We start from the raw sequence: 16,758 nt of genomic DNA on the forward strand, positions 1-16,758 counted from the left end.
GGTTGCTGGGGCTTATGTTTGTATTGATATCAATCCTTAATTCGAAAAAAGACTTTCTTTTCATGCGTATTGGCAACTTCATTTTTGGAAATATGAATAGCTAAATATCCATTCTCTAAACAGGCTAGCATCTTGTTATAAATGATATTAGCAGGTAAAGGGATGATCCGCTGTAAAGAAGTGTTTTTATGAAGTATGCAAATGTTTAGGCCTGTCTCCATCTTTTTAATGAGTACATTTTGTGCAGTTGCATTTGGTACATCTGTTTCCAAAATGTATTCTTGTTCTGTTTCACAAAGGTCAATATGAATTTGATTTGGAAAACTAAAATTACTACAAGAATCAGAACAAAATTGATCCATCCATTCTTCGAAACCATCAACATGAAAAAGACAATCCTTCTTTTTCTTGCCCATGAAAGACACCCTCCGTAAAATCTCAATTCATACTATGTTATGCATGAATGAAATAGAGGTGAAGAACAAATAGAAAAATATAAATATTTTATGTGTAAGATGCAGTGTGTGTGAATGTTTTTGTTTTACATATCATGATGTGCATGGTTTTTTTGACGTGAATGATTACGATTTTTAACTTTATGAGATCCACTTAAAGGTTCGGGCTGTCCAGAAGATTGCCCTTTTTTCTCGTTTTGACGATTTGATTGATTATTGTTTTTACCCATTGTATTTTACACCTCCTCTTCCTCTTTAGAATGAGAGAAGTTTGCGAATTTATACGAGAATGTTTTTCGGGAAAAGGGTAAAGATAAGTAGGACTAATTAATATAATATAGAAAGGGGAAAGTGCTATGCCGTATCATAAAGATAAGCAACAAGCTTTTCAGGCCGCAGAGCAAGGATTTGTTCAAGCGGAAAATACATTCAATAATATTGTGAAAAATGATCCGAATTACGGTCATGACTTAAAAGAGTTGCGCCAAGAAGTTCAGGAGGCGTACGAACAGATTCAAAATGCACTTGAAGTAGCATCAGAAACACAGCGTCCACAACTTGAGCAATATGAAAGTAATCTCCAAAATATTATGCGAAATGTAGATCAAATAGAAAAGTGAAAAGGTTGTTGTGAATTCAACAACCTCATTACTTTTAGTGCTACTATGCTGAAACAAAAAATTATTCTATCAATTCTTTCTTTAATTTGTGCAGTACATATATTTCAAGTGGACAAAGTGGAAGCTAAAATGTTGTTAAGAAAAGAGTTAGAGCCAACTGGCTATGTAACATGGGAAGTGCCAAATAATGAAAAAATTATCGCAATTACATTTGATGATGGACCGGACCCAACTTATACACCGCAAGTATTAGAATTATTACGTCAATATAAAGCGGAAGCGACTTTTTTTATGATTGGCTTTCGAGTTCAGCGTAATCCGTATTTAGTAAAGCAAGTGTTAAAAGAGGGACATGAAATTGGAAATCATACGATGAATCATTTGTATGCGAATAATTCATCAGACGAAAAGTTGAAAAATGATATTTTAAATGGAAAGAAATATTTTAAAAAATGGGTGAAAGAGCCTTTATTGTTCCGTCCACCAGGTGGATATATTAATGATGCTGTATTTACAACAGCGAAAGAAGCTGGATATCAAATTGTTTTATGGTCATGGCACCAAGACCCACGTGATTGGGCAAATCCAGGTACTGAATCCATTGTTAATCATGTTGTGAAAAATGCTAGAAGTGGAGATATTGTACTGTTACACGATGGGGGAAGTGATCGTAGTCAAACAGTGGCGGCATTAGCAAAAATTTTACCTGAGCTTAAAAAGCAGGGGTATCGATTTGTGACGGTTTCGGAGTTGCTACGTTATAAGCATTAAAAAAAATCCCAAAAGGCGTACCTTTTGGGATTTTTCGTTACTGATTCTTTTTTCGTTTCTTATTATTTTGTCGCTGCGCAGGTGTTAAAGGTTCATTTGCGAACTCTTCGTTATAACCAGTTCCTTGCCCTTGGGCGGATGCAGCATTCATTCCTGAAATAGTATGATTTGCTTTTCGTTTACCCATTTTTTCTCACCTCTACAATGTTTTTTATAGATGAATCATGAGTTGTTCATAACATATATGAACGTAAAGTAGAGTGCTTTACTTTACAATAATAGTATTTATAAGGAGCATGGACACTATTCAAATTTAGAAATATAAAGAAAACTTATTATAATCCATAAGTTTCTTATTATTTACTTATTTAGAAAGTTGTAATAAGATATTATCGTAAGGTATTGAAAAGTTTGTCTACATTTTATATTCAGACAAATTAGTCACGTTTAACAGGGGGGAAACATAATGGTCAAACATAATCCATTTCAATCACGTGCAACTTTTGAACTAGATGGAAAGACGTATCATTATTATCAATTGAAAGCGCTTGAAAACGCAGGGGTTGGCAACGTATCTCAATTACCATATTCCGTTAAAGTTTTACTTGAATCTGTACTTCGTCAAGTAGACGGACGCGTAATTACAGAAGAACACGTTACAAATTTAGCGAAATGGGGAACGAAAGATGTTCAAGATATCGATGTTCCGTTTAAACCATCTCGCGTAATCTTACAAGACTTCACAGGTGTTCCAGCTGTTGTAGATTTGGCTTCGCTTCGTAAAGCAATGGCAGACATGGGTGGGGATCCTGATAAAATTAATCCTGAAATTACTGTAGACCTTGTAATTGACCACTCTGTACAGGTTGATAGAGCGGGTACGGCAGACTCGCTTGCATTCAACATGGACTTAGAGTTTAAACGTAATGAAGAACGTTATAAATTTTTAAGCTGGGCACAGAAATCATTTGATAACTACCGTGCAGTTCCACCAGCAACAGGTATTGTACACCAAGTAAATCTTGAATATTTAGCACCGGTTGTTCATGCGGTGAAAAATGCTGAAGGTGACTTAGTTGCATACCCAGATTCATTAGTTGGAACAGACTCACATACAACAATGATTAATGGTATCGGTGTTCTTGGATGGGGCGTTGGTGGTATTGAAGCAGAAGCAGGAATGCTTGGACAGCCTTCATATTTCCCAGTACCTGAAGTAATCGGTGTGAAATTAACTGGTACACTTCCAAGTGGTACAACAGCAACTGACGTTGCATTAAAAGTAACACAAGTGTTACGTCAAAAAGGTGTAGTTGGTAAATTTGTTGAGTTCTTCGGTAATGGACTAAAGAGCATGCCTTTAGCTGACCGTGCAACAATTTCAAATATGGCACCAGAATACGGTGCAACTTGTGGATTCTTCCCAATCGACGACATTTCATTAGAATACTTACGTTTAACAGGTAGAGATGAAGAGCAAATTCGCGTTGTTGAAGAATATTGTAAAGCAAATGGCTTATTCTATACAGCAGACAGTAAAGATCCAATCTATACTGATCTTGTTGAAATCGATTTAAATACAATTGAATCTAATCTTTCTGGACCGAAACGTCCGCAAGATTTAATCCCACTTTCAAATATGAAAGAGGAGTTCCATAAAGCTGTTGTAGCACCAGTTGGAACACAAGGACTTGGATTCAATGAGCAAGAGTTTGATAAAGAAGTGAAAGTTACATTGAAAGATCAAGAAGTAACGATGAAAACAGGCGGAATTGCAATCGCTGCGATTACAAGCTGTACAAATACGTCAAATCCATACGTATTAATTGGAGCAGGTTTAGTTGCGAAGAAAGCAATTGAAAAAGGACTTAAAGTACCTGGTTTCGTAAAAACATCATTAGCACCAGGATCTAAAGTTGTTACAGAGTACTTAGATAAGTCTGGTTTAACAACGTATTTAGATCAATTAGGTTTCCAAACAGTTGGTTACGGCTGTACGACTTGTATCGGTAACTCTGGTCCATTAGCAGAGGAATTAGAAGAAGCAATCGCAGCAAACGATTTATTAGTAACATCTGTTTTATCTGGTAACCGTAACTTTGAAGGTCGTATTCACCCACTTGTAAAAGCTAACTACTTAGCATCACCACCACTTGTTGTGGCATATGCGCTTGCAGGTACTGTTGATATCGACCTGAAAAATGATGCAATCGGTAAAGATGCAAATGGTAACCCTATTTACTTTAACGATATTTGGCCATCAGCTAAAGAAATTGAAGATGTAGTTCAAAGTGTTGTTACATCTGAATTGTTCAAAAAAGAATATGCACAAGTATTTAACAGCAATGAGCGCTGGAATGAAATCCAAACTTCAAATGAAGCTTTATATACTTGGGATAATGATTCAACATACATTCAAAACCCACCGTTCTTCGAAGGACTATCTAAAGAGCCAGGTGAAGTTGAAACATTATCAGGTTTACGCATAGTTGGTAAATTTGGTGATTCTGTAACAACAGACCATATTTCACCAGCAGGTTCAATTGGTAAGCACACGCCAGCTGGACGTTATTTACTAGAAAACGGCGTACAACCAGTTGACTTTAACTCTTACGGTTCTCGTCGTGGTAACCATGAAGTTATGATGCGTGGTACATTCGCAAATATCCGTATTAAAAACCAAATCGCACCAGGAACAGAAGGCGGATATACAACATATTGGCCAACTGGTGAAGTAACATCTATCTATGATGCTGCTATGAAATATAAAGAAGATGGCACAGGCCTTCTAGTTGTTGCCGGTAAAGACTACGGTATGGGAAGTTCTCGTGACTGGGCTGCGAAAGGTACAAACTTATTAGGTATTAAAGCAGTAATCGCAGAAAGCTTCGAGCGTATTCACCGCAGTAACTTAGTATTAATGGGCGTATTACCATTACAATTTAAAGATGGCGACAGCGCTGAAACATTAGGTCTTGTTGGTGACGAGTCATTTGAAATTCAAATTGACAAAACGGTTAGACCACGCGATCTTGTAAAAGTGGTTGCAATCGATGCAGAAGGCAAAGAAAAACAATTCGAAGTAGTGGCTCGTTTCGATAGTGAAGTTGAAATTGATTACTACCGTCACGGTGGTATTTTACAAATGGTTCTTCGTGAGAAAATCGAAGAGTCTAAAGTGTCAAACTAAAAAGATTCAACAATATTTGTTGAATGTATATTTTAAAGAGGGATGAGATTTTCTCATCCCTCTTTAGTATGAAAAAACATCGGCATATTTAAAGGTCTCTAAGTGGAAAACTTATTGTCAGTTAATGTGGGATGGATTAAAGTTTTTTGTAAAATTAAGGGAGATTTAAAGTTGCATAGCCCATGTTAATGGTAAAATTAAATGTAAGGAATATTCAGATGATAAGGTGGTGTTTTTTGAAATGAACAAAGAAACTCGTATGTAGAGAGGGAGGATTCACATAATACAAAATTAAAAGGAGGTGGAATATGACAAAAAGGTATTGGGGAGTCATAATAACTTACATATTACTTTACTTTTCCATTTATTTATTCGAGCCGCTTTTTATAAATTTATTTAATTTTACAAAGGAAGCAGCCAATGCCTACGGTAGAATCTTCGGTTATTTTTTAGCTTTCATAGTAATTTTAATATTGATGAAACCTGATATTAAAAAAGGTTCTTCAAATGCTTATCCGCCCAAAAAAACTATATTATGGTGTATCTATGGTGTTCTTATTTATTTTTTAGTTCAAGCTATTTATGGATTAATAGCTATTGTTGTATTTAATATGGATCCTAACTCAGAACACTCAGAAATGATAAAAACCAATTTTATATCTTTCCCATTTAGAATAGTGAATATTGCAATTTTGGGGCCTATAATGGAAGAGATTCTAACAAAAAAAATCATTCTTGATACGTTACGCAAACGAACAAATGTCTACATTGCTTGTTTAATTACGTCTCTTGTATTTGCCTTACTTCATATGGAGTTAGCAAGTGTTATTCCTTATACTTTAGCAGGATTGGTGTATGCTTTTTTATATGTAAAAACTAATAGATTAATTGTTCCTATTGTTGTTCATATGACAATAAATACACTTGCTATTTTAATAAAACTTATATAGTAATACATATCGGCATTTAATAGGTCGTTGGCAGAAGAATATCCCCAGATAAAGTAGTGATTTTTATTTTATGTTTTGGAACTTAGGTTTTTAAAATAATATGAGTAAACAAAGAGGAAAGGGATGAAACCAAATGGTTTCATCCCTTTCCTTTTATTATGCAAAATTGGAGGAATGACAATGAATGAGTATAGAAGAATAATGTTGCCGCTATTACAAGAAAAGCTATTGCTAATTAGTGCGATTTGTAGCGGGATAGTAGCTGCCATTTTAAATTTATCTAGACCGCTTTTAATGGGATTAATTGTAGATAACCTTATTCAGCGGGAGTTAAAAGGTGCGTATGTATATATCGCTTTGTTTGCGGGTAGCCGCTTTATGATGTGGGTAAATAACTTGTTATTTGATTATATAAGCTCAAAAGCGAGTCAACGAATATTACGAAAGAAGCGTATAGATGTATTACGTCATTTTTTTTCACTACCGTTTGAAGAGAGCGAGAAGATCAAGCAAGGGGAGTTAGAAACTTTGGTCGTGTCTGATATTCCGAACTGGGTCAGATTATATGGATCTATATTAATAGAATATATACACGCTATTGCACAATTTATTGGTGCGATCATAGCACTGCAACATATAGATACACAGTTTATATTGTGGGTGACTCCATTTTTATTTTTAAGTGCAATTGTTCCAATGCTTATGGGGGGGAAAGTAAGGGATATTGCGGGTATTGCTCAAAAAAATCAATCAAGTGTTGTAGAGATAGTGTCACAGTTTGTAAAAGGTACACAAGATTTACGTAGTTTACAAAAAGAAGAATGGGCCATTGGCTTATTTAAAGGAGTGACGGCACAATCTTATAAAACAGAAGTAAAGAAGACGATGATGCAACATGGTATTGGGATAGTAGGAACGGTAATAGAAACAGGAGCATATATAGTTGTTCTTATTATAGGAGCACAAAAAATAATGAAAGGGGATATGGAAGTTGGATCACTCGTTGCGATATTAGCTACAATTGAGATGTTATTTTTCCCTGTTCGTTATGCGAGTGATTTATTGATGATGACACAAGTTGCTATTGCTTCGGCAAATCGAATTTTTTGCTTTTTATATATACGAGCTGAAGATAGGAATGTAGAAAGAGCGATGGGAATGAAGTTGAAAAATGTTTCATTTCAAGAGAACGGTGAAGAGAAGTATAGAATTAAAAATATTGATTTGCAAATTTATCCAGGTGAACTTGTTATCATTGTGGGAGAAAGTGGTGCTGGGAAAACAACCCTATTAAAGTTATTAACAGGATTATATAAACCGTCAAGTGGTAAGGTTGCTTATTACGGTAAGAAAGCTCGTATGACTACTGTATGGCAGGAACCGCGTTTTTTTCGGACGACAGTAAAAGAGAATATACATTTTCAAGAAGATATCATAGAAAAACAGTTTAAAAAAAGTATTGGACTTGTAAATATGAAGCCAATCTTAAAAAACTTATCGGAAGGAATCCATACTGTACTGCACAAAAGTGGAGAAGAGTTTTCGGGAGGAGAAAGAAAGCGTTTTGCATTACTGCGAGCGATTGTAACAGAGCCGAACATCGTTATTTTAGATGAACCGACTGCTGGATTGGATCCGAGTAATCAACAAGCTGTTTGGAATATGATTGAAGGGTTAGGAGAAAACGTAACGAGAATTGTGACGACACATGATGTGGAGAGGGCGATGATAGCTGATCGGGTTATTGTCATGAAGAATGGAATTATTGTGGAATGTGGGAATCCTAAAGAATTATTAAATTGCAACTCATTGTGCAAAGAGATGCAAACAAAAAGATAGGAGCTATGTAGCGTTCTTATCTTTATTCAGTCTTATTAAGTTGATACGTATAAGATTCAGGATCGCTAGTACTAAATTCTTTGACTAAAGTAAGTTGATTTGTATCTGGGTTATATTTGGAAATTTTGACCGTATGTTCGCTACTTAGTGATGGATTATATTCTTGAATAGCACATGTATTTTCAGCAATCTGTGTCATATTACTGGTGGAAACATTTTCTATGGAATCGTGATTTGTAGAAATTTCAACGACTCTCTCACCGTTGAAAAATAAAAGAACGATTACTAAAACAACTAAACATATTCGTATATAGCGAAGTTCTTTACTAATAGGGTGTTCTCCCAAAATAATCATCCTTTCTGTAACTATTGTATAGTAGTGGTGGTGATAGTCATCGTGAAAAAACTAACAATACCGAGGCCGGCTAAAAGGATAAATGAGATTAAAGCGATATAGAGACAAATGCGTCCAACTTGCTTTTTCTCAGGATCTTTACTGAAGAGCGAGATGATCCAAGCGATAATCCCGATTGGGGAAAATATAAAACTAAGAATATATAATAGTATTTTTTCAAATAAATTCATAAAAATAGCCCCCCTTTTTGAAGGTTTTACATGTGTAGTTTTCTTCGTATTAGCGCTGCTATTATGTAGGAAAGTACAGAATAAACAGCACTATAAACAATCCAAGCGTCTAAGTTTTGTAAAGCTATGTGTATATCAAATTCAGAGACGATAATGAAAAATATAAGTGGAATAGCAAAAGAAATAATAATAGCAGCCCATTTGAATTTGTATAGTAAGGTGCTAAAAAAAATACATAGTAATGGTAAAGTGAAAAAAACAAAAGTAAAAGGGTTGATAAGTAATTGTAAAATACATATCACCTCGAAGATTTTGTATGTATTTCTAATTATATGATAAAAAGGTAAAAATTTCATGCTAACTTAAAATATTCTAACTATTTCGAATGTGAATATTTCCAAGCTTGTCCGTATAAGCTAAAATAAGGTATATAGTATGTAGTTAATTATGTAATAAGAAGATAAACACGTAAGGGTGATATAATATGTGGCGGAAGCTTACCATTATTGTAGTGTTACTTTGTTTAGCGGGATATGCAGCTTATGAACAGTTTGGTAAAGAGGATCAAGTAGTACAAGAAAAGCCTGCCAAAAGTGAAGCTGCTATGAAAGAGATTTTCGCAAGGAACGGTATTGAAATTGGAAAGAGCGCACCAGATTTTGAATTACCAAAGATAGATGGAACGAATATAAAGTTATCTGATTTAAAAGGGAAGAAAGTTATTTTAAACTTTTGGGCAACGTGGTGTGGGCCTTGTCAGCAAGAAATGCCTGATATGGAGGCCTTTTATAAAGAACATAAAGAAAACGTAGAAATTTTAGCTATAAACTATACTCCTTCAGAAAAAGGAGGGGGAGAAGATAAGGTAAGGAACTTTGCTGCGGAAAAAGGAATTACTTTTCCTATTTTATTGGACAAGAACATTGATGTGACAACAGCGTATAAAGTAATTACGATCCCAACCTCTTATTTTATAGACACAAAAGGGGTCATTCAAGATAAGTTTATTGGACCAATGACACAAAAAGAGATGGAAAAACGGATTGAGAAATTAAAATAATAAGTGAGAAGGCAGAGATGGGAAGTGGCCATTTCTGCCTTTTCTTTTTCAAGTAGTGATAACTTCGTGATATGATAAAGTGAAACTTTAATCAGTGGGGGAGGTGTTCATCCCCCGCTGATTATTAGCCTGCACCAATCGGGGTAAAAGAAATATAATCGTTAATAGATGAAGGAGTGTATGGAGTGGGGAATGTATCCTTACCGTTAGATTATGTTGTAATTGATTTTGAAACAACAGGATTTAACCCTTATAATGATAAAATTATTCAAGTAGCAGCAGTGAAATATCACAATCATGAACTAGTAGATCAGTTTGTTTCGTATGTGAATCCAGAGCGTCCAATTCCGAGCCGGATAACGAGTTTAACAGGTATTACAAATTATCGTGTTTCAGACGCACCGACAATTGAAGAAGTATTACCGTTATTTTTAGCGTTTTTAGACGCAAATGTTATAGTGGCACACAATGCTTCTTTTGACATGCGTTTTTTAAAGAGTAATGTAAATATGCTTGGACTACCTGAGCCGAAAAATAAAGTTATCGATACTGTGTTTTTAGCGAAAAAATATATGAAGCATGCGCCTAATCATAAACTTGAAACGTTAAAACGAATGCTTGGAATTCGTTTAAGTTCTCATAATGCATTTGACGATTGTATTACATGTGCAGCTGTTTATCAAAAATGTGCAGCGGTTGAAGAAGAAGGAAAAAGAAAAGCGAATAAGGAAGTACTTGATGAAACAGCGGTATTTGAAGCGGTAAAAGAAATGCTTGTACGAAATAAACGTAATATTGAATGGATTCGCTGTATGAATGTGGGGAGTTATTTAGATATAAAAGCTTTTTACCCAATTATAAGGTTAAAGGTCAAAGGGCGAAAGAAATATGTGTTAACAGAAAAAATGGAAGACGATGTAAGAGAAATTTGTACGAGCTTAACATACGAGGCAGCATTGAAAAGTGAGATTGGCAACACGAGAATTATGATTGACAGTGTAGAGGATATTTTGAAGTTAGAGAGCTACATTGTAGAACAATACGATTCTGTATTCCGAGCGCTGGATGAATATAGAGCAAATAAAGTAAATGCGGATGAAGAAATTACAAAATATTTAAATATGATGGTGTAAAAAATCCCATGTGCAACATATGCGCATGGGATTTTTTATCAAAACATGAAATTTTCTTGCAAATCTGATTAAAGAGTTTTTCATTTGCTCATACTATGTAATAAGAAAACGTAGAAGAAAGGGTGAGCAGCATGAGAAGAAGTCGCCGTAGATCGTTTGAAGAGCTTGTAAATGAAAATAAACAACAATTATTAAGCGATCGTGATGCAATCGATCGAATTGAAAAACGTATTGAAAAACGTTATGAAATGCAACTTTTTAAACAGGCTGAATAATTCTTAACACTAGTACGATACTAGTGTTAAGGAGGCGATAGTAATGGGTAATCCAAAAAAGAATTCAAAAGACTTTGCACCAAATCAAATTGGAACACAATCGAAAAAAGCTGGTGGAAATAAAGGGAAGCAAATGCAAGATCAAACTGGTAAACAACCGATTGTAGATAACGGTTAAAGAAAAGGAGAATGTTGCATTCTCCTTTTTTATGTATAGATTTGAAGGGATATAGGTAATTTAAGATGGTATGTATTTATAATTAGGAGGGAAGTAAATGCCGAATCCAGACAATCGAAGTGACAATGCTGAAAAATTACAAGAGATGGTGCAAAATACAATTGATAATTTTAATGAAGCAAAAGAAACAGCGGAACTTTCTAATGGAAAAGATCGTGCTGCCATTGAAGCGAAAAATGAAAGACGTTTAGAAAGTATTGATTCATTAAAAAGTGAAATCAAAGATGAGTCTTAACAGAATGTACAAAAAGGGCTGACAAAAGTCAGCCCTTTTTCGTGATTGTAAAGTTTTCAACGAGTAAACGCCAATTTTGCGGGAACGGTAAACCGATTTTCCAATAACTAATACCGCCTATTCCTTGCTCTTTCATTAAATTAAATTTACTTTGCACGGACCGTGAATCTTCAAACCAAACTTCATGTTGGACGCCGTTTTCGTCAAAGTAATTAAAATGTGGAGCTTGAGCCGTGAAATCATAGCGGATAGGAACATTGTATTTACGAGCTAGTGCAACAGCTGCAACAGAGCTAATTGCTTTTGCAGGTGGATTTCCTTGTTTGAATGGCAGTTTCCAATCGAAACCGTATAAATTTTGCCCCATCATAATTTTTTGTGGTGGCATTTGAGATTTTGCATATTGAAGTACTTCTTTCACAGGACCAATAGGAGAAATCGCCATCGGTGGCCCGCCTTGCCAACCCCAGTCGTATGTCATAATGACGACGAAATCAACAATTTGTCCTTGTGCTTTATAATCATGAGCTTCAAAAAATTTCCCTTTTTGATTGGAACTTGTTTTCGGTACAAGCGTTGTACTTAATGTGTACCCGCTAGGTAAGCGTGTTTTTACATTTCGTAAAAAACGATTATATGCTTCGCGATCTTCAGGTGCTACATTCTCGAAATCAAAGTGAATGTCTCGCATACCGTATTTTTCAGCTGTTTGCAAAATGTTCGTAATAAATTTGTTTTGAATCGTTGCGTCACGTAAAAAAACAGATGCCAAATCGGCACTGAAATTTCCATTTTCGATATTTGTAATAACGAGCATAGGGATGGTTTTACCTTGCGTTGCAATATTAGCGATTTTAGCTGTTTCGGTGGGTTCTTTTAAAGTGCCGTCTCGTTTTGCTTCAAAGCTGAAGTAGGCTAAATATGTTAAAAATGGATTAATAGCACGTGTAGCATTTACTAAACTTTCTTTTATCGGTATTGTTGAAGGTTGTAAATAAGCAATGGATTCTGCTGCTCGTTTTGTTCCTTTTGGTACATATAATTGTTGTCCGACATGGAGAATAGATTTTAATGATAGGTTATTGACTTTAGCTAAACTGGCGAGAGGAACATTATATGTTTGAGAAATTCGATAAAGGCTGTCACCAGGCTGTACATAATAGTTATTGCCTTTTGTATTAACGATAAGTGCCTGACCAACAACGAGTGTTTCGGCTGGATTTAGTCCATTATCTTTTACAATCTCTTCAGGTGTAGATCCATATTTTGAAGCTAAACTATATACACTATCACCGCTACGAACAGTTACAATTTGAATCATGTGCTTGCCCCTTTCGATAAAAGATTCACTGTTTTTATTTTATTTTTGATTCCGCTGTATTATGATTAAATGTATGCAAGGCAGCAGAAGTGAAAGAAGGCGAATAGAAATGTTTGTAGCAGAACATGAAGTTGAAATCCGCTATGCGGAAACAGACCAGATGGGTGTTGTTTACCATTCAAACTATTTAGTGTGGCTAGAACTTGGGCGCACGAAACTTATACAAGAATTAGGATTTTCGTATGTTGAAATGGAGAAAGAGGGAATTATCTCTCCTGTATTAGACTTGCAAATTTCATATCGTAAAGCGATGCGTTACGGAGAAAAAGCAATTGTGAAAACGTGGATTGATACTGTGAGCCCGCTTCGTGTTGTATATGGTTATGAAATTTATAACGGTGATGGCGAGCTTTGTATTACTGCAAGTACAACGAATATTTGTGCGAAAAAAGAAGGGTTCCGCCCTGTATCATTTAAAAAATTATATCCTGAGTGGTATGCGAAATATGAGGAAATTAAAAAGAAATAAAAAAAGCGTGGCAGAAGCCACGTTTTTTTATTTTTCATAATTAAATTGTGGGAAATCATCACCGTCGTTAAGTGTAACTAATAAATTATGTCCATCGAAGAACCACTCATCATCGCCTTCAATAAAGAAGTTAATACCTTCTTCTTGAATTTGAACAGCAGGGTGCGCAGGGTCATCTTTACGAATACCTAAAGAAAGTCCTTTTTGCACAGTACTGCAACCACCGTATTGTACGAAAAAGCGTAGTGTTTCACCTGATTGTAAGTGTAATTCGTTTTTATACCATTGTGCTGCTTCTTTTGTTACGGAAAGATTCATGTATAGTTCCTCCAAATTATGTTGCTTTTTCTTTAGTATAAAAAATAACGCAAAAAGACGCTATTAATATGCTTCACGTTTTCTTTTTGCGTTATGTGGGTTACGATCTTATTTTTGCTTTTTTGAAAAGTTTGCTTTTGGTTCAGTTTTATTTATAATTCGTCCGATATTTGCACGGTGTTTATAAATAACCATACCTGCTAATAAACACATCGCAATAATGAAGATTTTATCCCCGCTAACAATGGATGCAATAACAGCAACGACAGCTGTTACCATAGAAGAAAGTGATACGTATCTTGTTGTAAATAAAAGGCTGAAAAAGACAACAGCTAATATTGCAAAAACAACTGGTGAATAGCATAATAATACCCCGGCAGAAGTTGCAACTGCTTTCCCCCCGCGGAATTTTGCGAAGATCGGATAGACATGTCCAAGAACAGCGGCTAATCCAAACCATAGTGGGTGAATATCTGACCCGAAAATAATCGGTAGAACTGTTGCTAATGTACCTTTTAAAATGTCAGCAATTGTTACGATAAAACCTGCTTTTTTCCCTAATGTACGGAATGTATTAGTTCCGCCTAGATTACCGCTTCCATGCTCACGAATGTCGATTCCATAACCGATTTTTCCAACGACTAATGCAAATGGAATCGAACCGAGTAGATAGGCAACGATAAATAAAAGATATGTAATAACCATGAGTTCAGTCTCCTTTATACAAATGTGTTGATAAAGGGTAAAAAGAGTTTTTCCCGTTTATTGTACCATACATTTGTAAAGAGCACATTTCTTTTTTATAAATGAAAAAGTCATTAATTTTTAAAAAAACTTTCACAGGAATGTTACATTTTTCACAAAAACACTAGAACTATATGTTGTATGATTTTAATCAAAAGACAACAACATGTTGATGGAGGGTTATGAATGTTGAAACAAAATGTACGTGGAGAAGAATTAATGAAAGTATTTGAGACAATTATCCACGGTAATGAACAAGATTTAATGCAGGAAAATGCAAATGTAGATGGCCGATCTCCAATGGGAGTAATGGGAACGTTCGCATCTGAGAGCGCAAAGTATTATGCAGTAGAAAAATTATTATCAGATCAAGTGAAAAAAGCGATAGATCAAAATATATTATATCCACATGATTTAGATTTTTATGCAACAGGAACGACGACTTGTTCACAAATTCCGTTAGCGCAAATGCTTGCTCACGGTTTTCATACTGGACATGGACATATGAGACAACCGCAAGACATTAAAAGTGCGTTGGCGCTTTCTTCAATTGTTTTTCAGGCGAATCAAAATATGCAGCACGGTGGTCAATCGTTTGCGCTCTTTGATATTGATTTAGCTCCATATGTGAGAAAAACAGTAGAGAGACATAAAAAACGATTACAGTCATATCCGCTTACGAAAGAACAAATAGAGGAATTTGCATGGAAAGAAACAGAAAATGATACGTATCAGGCGTGTGAGGCTTTCGTTCATAATTCAAATAGTATGCATAGTAGGGGCGGGGGACAAGTACCATTTATTTCTATTAACTACGGAACAGACACATCGCAAGAGGGAAGACTTTTAATTAAGCAACTTTTAAAAGCGACGCAAGCTGGACTGGGTAAAGGGGAAACACCGATTTTTCCTATTCAAATTTTCAAAATGAAAAAAGGCTTGAACTTTGAAGAGTGTGATCCGAACTATGATTTATTTGAATTAGCGTTAGAAACGACAGCTGAGCGATTATTCCCTAACTTTTCGTTTTTAGATGCTCCGTTTAATGCAGTGTACTATGATGGGCGACCTGAAAGTGAAGTATGTTATATGGGGTGTCGTACTCGTGTTATGTCTAATATACATGGGGAAGAAACAGCAATTGGAAGAGGGAATTTATCGTTTACTTCTATTAATTTAGTGAAATTAGCGCTAATTAGTGGTTCAACAGAAGCGTTTTTTGAAGCGCTAAGTTATTACTTAGATTTGGGCGTTAAGCAATTATTAGAGAGATTTGCTTATCAATGTACAAAGAGAGCAAGAGATTTTCAGTTCTTATATTCACAAGGTGTATGGCGCGGTGGAGAAACGTTACAACCTGAAGATGCTGTGGCACCCATTTTAAAACAAGGGACGTTAAGTCTTGGTTTTATCGGTCTTGCAGAATGTTTAGTAGCGTTAACTGGAAAGCACCATGGAGAAAATGAAGAATCGTGGAAGCTTGGATATGAAATTATTTCCTTTATGAGAGAGAGAATGGATAAGGCGACGGAAGAACATCAACTCAATTTCTCTGTAATTGCAACGCCAGCAGAAGGGTTATCAGGAAAGTTTGTGAAGAAAGATAGAGAAGAATTTGGTGAAATTAGCGGTGTGACAAATCATAATTATTATACAAATTCGTTTCATGTACCGGTGTATTACAATATTCAAGCGATAGATAAAATTCGATTAGAAGGACCGTTCCACGCTCTTTGTAATGGCGGACATATTACGTATATTGAACTAGATGGTGCAGCTGTGCATAATCAAAAGGCGTTAAAGCAAATTGTACAAGCGATGGCGCAGTACGGCGTAGGCTACGGTTCAATTAACCATCCTGTCGATCGTTGTAAGTGCTGTAGTTATCATGGCATTATCGGGAATGAATGTCCGAGCTGCGGAAATGAAGATGAGAATGAAATAGAAAGAATTCGCCGCATAACAGGATATCTTGTAGGAGATATGTCAAAGTGGAATAGCGCGAAACGTAGTGAAGAGATGGATCGGGTGAAGCATAAATGAAAGTTATGAATATCATTCATGATAGTGTAGTAGATGGAGAGGGGTTGCGGACAGTCGTGTTTTTTGCGGGCTGTCCGCATCGTTGTATCGGTTGCCATAATTCGAAATCATGGAATGTTTGCAATGGAACTGAAATGACGGTAGAAGAAATTGTGAAAGAGATTGAAAAAAATTCATTAACCGATGTAACATTTTCAGGTGGAGATCCATTTTTTCAAGCTGCTGAAGTGAAAAAAGTAGCAAAAGCAGTGAAGGATTTGAAAAAAAATCTATGGATTTATACAGGTTACACGTTAGAAGAGATACAGAGTGCTCAAAATAATGATATGATAGAATTGTTACATTATGGGGATGTTTTGGTCGATGGAAGATTTGAACTTGATAAAAAAGATTTAACACTTCCATTTCGCGGAAGCTCCAATCAACGTATTATTCGATTGAAAGAGTAAAAA

At 35.5% G+C, this 16,758-nt stretch carries 21 protein-coding genes; 13 read left to right on the top strand and 8 right to left on the bottom strand.

Annotation, left to right across the window (positions count from 1 at the left end):
* Positions 1 to 29: 29 nt before the first annotated feature.
* Both MR071_RS06050 and MR071_RS06055 read right to left on the bottom strand, forming a co-directional pair.
* Complete coding sequence (locus MR071_RS06050; protein WP_142395798.1) at positions 30 to 416, bottom strand: Hsp20/alpha crystallin family protein; 387 nt, start codon at positions 414 to 416, stop codon at positions 30 to 32.
* A 125-nt stretch (positions 417 to 541) separates the two neighbouring features.
* A complete protein-coding gene (locus MR071_RS06055; RefSeq protein ID WP_002014281.1) occupies positions 542 to 685 on the bottom strand; it encodes a small acid-soluble spore protein P in 144 nt (47 codons plus the stop codon).
* 126 nt (positions 686 to 811) lie between these two features.
* On the opposite strand from MR071_RS06055, the gene MR071_RS06060 reads away from it, so the two are divergent.
* Entirely contained in the window at positions 812 to 1,075 is a 264-nt protein-coding gene (locus MR071_RS06060; protein WP_105585279.1) for a hypothetical protein, read from the top strand.
* A 45-nt stretch (positions 1,076 to 1,120) separates the two neighbouring features.
* Positions 1,121 to 1,846 (top strand): polysaccharide deacetylase family sporulation protein PdaB, encoded by a 726-nt coding sequence (gene pdaB / locus MR071_RS06065; RefSeq protein WP_105585278.1) that lies wholly within the window; start codon positions 1,121 to 1,123, stop codon positions 1,844 to 1,846.
* A gap of 37 nt (positions 1,847 to 1,883) precedes the next feature.
* Here pdaB and sspO read toward each other — a convergent pair whose 3' ends face one another.
* Complete coding sequence (sspO, locus tag MR071_RS06070; RefSeq protein ID WP_242235400.1) at positions 1,884 to 2,033, bottom strand: small acid-soluble spore protein O; 150 nt, start codon at positions 2,031 to 2,033, stop codon at positions 1,884 to 1,886.
* 279 nt (positions 2,034 to 2,312) lie between these two features.
* Between sspO and acnA the strand changes: the two genes are divergently transcribed.
* The 3 genes from acnA (at position 2,313) to MR071_RS06085 (ending at position 7,825) form a co-directional block, all read left to right on the top strand.
* Positions 2,313 to 5,036, top strand: a complete 2,724-nt coding sequence (gene acnA, locus MR071_RS06075) for an aconitate hydratase AcnA (protein ID WP_105585276.1) — start codon at positions 2,313 to 2,315, stop codon at positions 5,034 to 5,036.
* A gap of 308 nt (positions 5,037 to 5,344) precedes the next feature.
* A complete protein-coding gene (locus MR071_RS06080) occupies positions 5,345 to 5,986 on the top strand; it encodes a CPBP family intramembrane glutamic endopeptidase (RefSeq protein ID WP_105585275.1) in 642 nt (213 codons plus the stop codon).
* Between the two features lie 123 nt (positions 5,987 to 6,109).
* Positions 6,110 to 7,825 (top strand): ATP-binding cassette domain-containing protein, encoded by a 1,716-nt coding sequence (locus MR071_RS06085; protein WP_105585274.1) that lies wholly within the window; start codon positions 6,110 to 6,112, stop codon positions 7,823 to 7,825.
* 22 nt (positions 7,826 to 7,847) lie between these two features.
* Here the strand turns inward: MR071_RS06085 and MR071_RS06090 are convergent, their stop codons facing one another.
* Both MR071_RS06090 and MR071_RS06095 read right to left on the bottom strand, forming a co-directional pair.
* Positions 7,848 to 8,180: a YmzC family protein gene (locus MR071_RS06090; RefSeq protein WP_105585273.1), complete on the bottom strand. Its 333-nt coding sequence runs from the start codon at positions 8,178 to 8,180 to the stop codon at positions 7,848 to 7,850.
* Positions 8,181 to 8,191: 11 nt separating this feature from the next.
* Positions 8,192 to 8,410 (bottom strand): hypothetical protein, encoded by a 219-nt coding sequence (locus MR071_RS06095; protein ID WP_105585272.1) that lies wholly within the window; start codon positions 8,408 to 8,410, stop codon positions 8,192 to 8,194.
* Between the two features lie 484 nt (positions 8,411 to 8,894).
* Between MR071_RS06095 and MR071_RS06100 the strand changes: the two genes are divergently transcribed.
* From MR071_RS06100 to tlp, 5 genes are all read left to right on the top strand, one after another.
* Positions 8,895 to 9,470 carry a TlpA family protein disulfide reductase gene (locus tag MR071_RS06100; RefSeq protein WP_105585270.1) on the top strand — a complete coding sequence of 192 codons (576 nt, stop codon included), beginning with the start codon at positions 8,895 to 8,897 and terminating at the stop codon, positions 9,468 to 9,470.
* A gap of 185 nt (positions 9,471 to 9,655) precedes the next feature.
* Positions 9,656 to 10,603 (top strand): 3'-5' exonuclease, encoded by a 948-nt coding sequence (locus MR071_RS06105; protein ID WP_105585269.1) that lies wholly within the window; start codon positions 9,656 to 9,658, stop codon positions 10,601 to 10,603.
* Positions 10,604 to 10,734: 131 nt separating this feature from the next.
* Complete coding sequence (locus tag MR071_RS06110) at positions 10,735 to 10,878, top strand: FbpB family small basic protein (protein ID WP_105585268.1); 144 nt, start codon at positions 10,735 to 10,737, stop codon at positions 10,876 to 10,878.
* A 43-nt stretch (positions 10,879 to 10,921) separates the two neighbouring features.
* Positions 10,922 to 11,056 (top strand): acid-soluble spore protein SspN, encoded by a 135-nt coding sequence (sspN, locus tag MR071_RS06115; protein WP_000527988.1) that lies wholly within the window; start codon positions 10,922 to 10,924, stop codon positions 11,054 to 11,056.
* A gap of 97 nt (positions 11,057 to 11,153) precedes the next feature.
* A complete protein-coding gene (gene tlp, locus MR071_RS06120; protein ID WP_105585267.1) occupies positions 11,154 to 11,351 on the top strand; it encodes a small acid-soluble spore protein Tlp in 198 nt (65 codons plus the stop codon).
* A 28-nt stretch (positions 11,352 to 11,379) separates the two neighbouring features.
* On the opposite strand, the gene MR071_RS06125 is transcribed toward tlp, so the two are convergent.
* Positions 11,380 to 12,672, bottom strand: a complete 1,293-nt coding sequence (locus MR071_RS06125) for a glycoside hydrolase family 18 protein (protein WP_105585266.1) — start codon at positions 12,670 to 12,672, stop codon at positions 11,380 to 11,382.
* 109 nt (positions 12,673 to 12,781) lie between these two features.
* Between MR071_RS06125 and MR071_RS06130 the strand changes: the two genes are divergently transcribed.
* On the top strand, positions 12,782 to 13,201 hold the full coding sequence (locus MR071_RS06130; protein ID WP_000495819.1) for an acyl-CoA thioesterase: 420 nt from the start codon (positions 12,782 to 12,784) through the stop codon (positions 13,199 to 13,201).
* A 27-nt stretch (positions 13,202 to 13,228) separates the two neighbouring features.
* Here the strand turns inward: MR071_RS06130 and MR071_RS06135 are convergent, their stop codons facing one another.
* Positions 13,229 to 13,519, bottom strand: a complete 291-nt coding sequence (locus tag MR071_RS06135; RefSeq protein WP_105585265.1) for a HesB/YadR/YfhF family protein — start codon at positions 13,517 to 13,519, stop codon at positions 13,229 to 13,231.
* 108 nt (positions 13,520 to 13,627) lie between these two features.
* Positions 13,628 to 14,224 carry a glycerol-3-phosphate 1-O-acyltransferase PlsY gene (plsY, locus tag MR071_RS06140; protein WP_105585264.1) on the bottom strand — a complete coding sequence of 199 codons (597 nt, stop codon included), beginning with the start codon at positions 14,222 to 14,224 and terminating at the stop codon, positions 13,628 to 13,630.
* A gap of 225 nt (positions 14,225 to 14,449) precedes the next feature.
* Here plsY and MR071_RS06145 point away from each other — a divergent pair, with 225 nt between their 5' ends.
* Both MR071_RS06145 and nrdG read left to right on the top strand, forming a co-directional pair.
* Complete coding sequence (locus MR071_RS06145; protein WP_105585263.1) at positions 14,450 to 16,306, top strand: anaerobic ribonucleoside triphosphate reductase; 1,857 nt, start codon at positions 14,450 to 14,452, stop codon at positions 16,304 to 16,306.
* Positions 16,303 to 16,755: an anaerobic ribonucleoside-triphosphate reductase activating protein gene (gene nrdG, locus MR071_RS06150; protein ID WP_105585262.1), complete on the top strand. Its 453-nt coding sequence runs from the start codon at positions 16,303 to 16,305 to the stop codon at positions 16,753 to 16,755. The genes MR071_RS06145 and nrdG overlap by 4 nt, the downstream gene beginning before the upstream one ends.
* The last annotated feature ends 3 nt before the right edge of the window (positions 16,756 to 16,758 follow it).

This window comes from Bacillus cereus group sp. BfR-BA-01316, from assembly GCF_022664195.1.
GTDB lineage: Bacteria > Bacillota > Bacilli > Bacillales > Bacillaceae_G > Bacillus_A.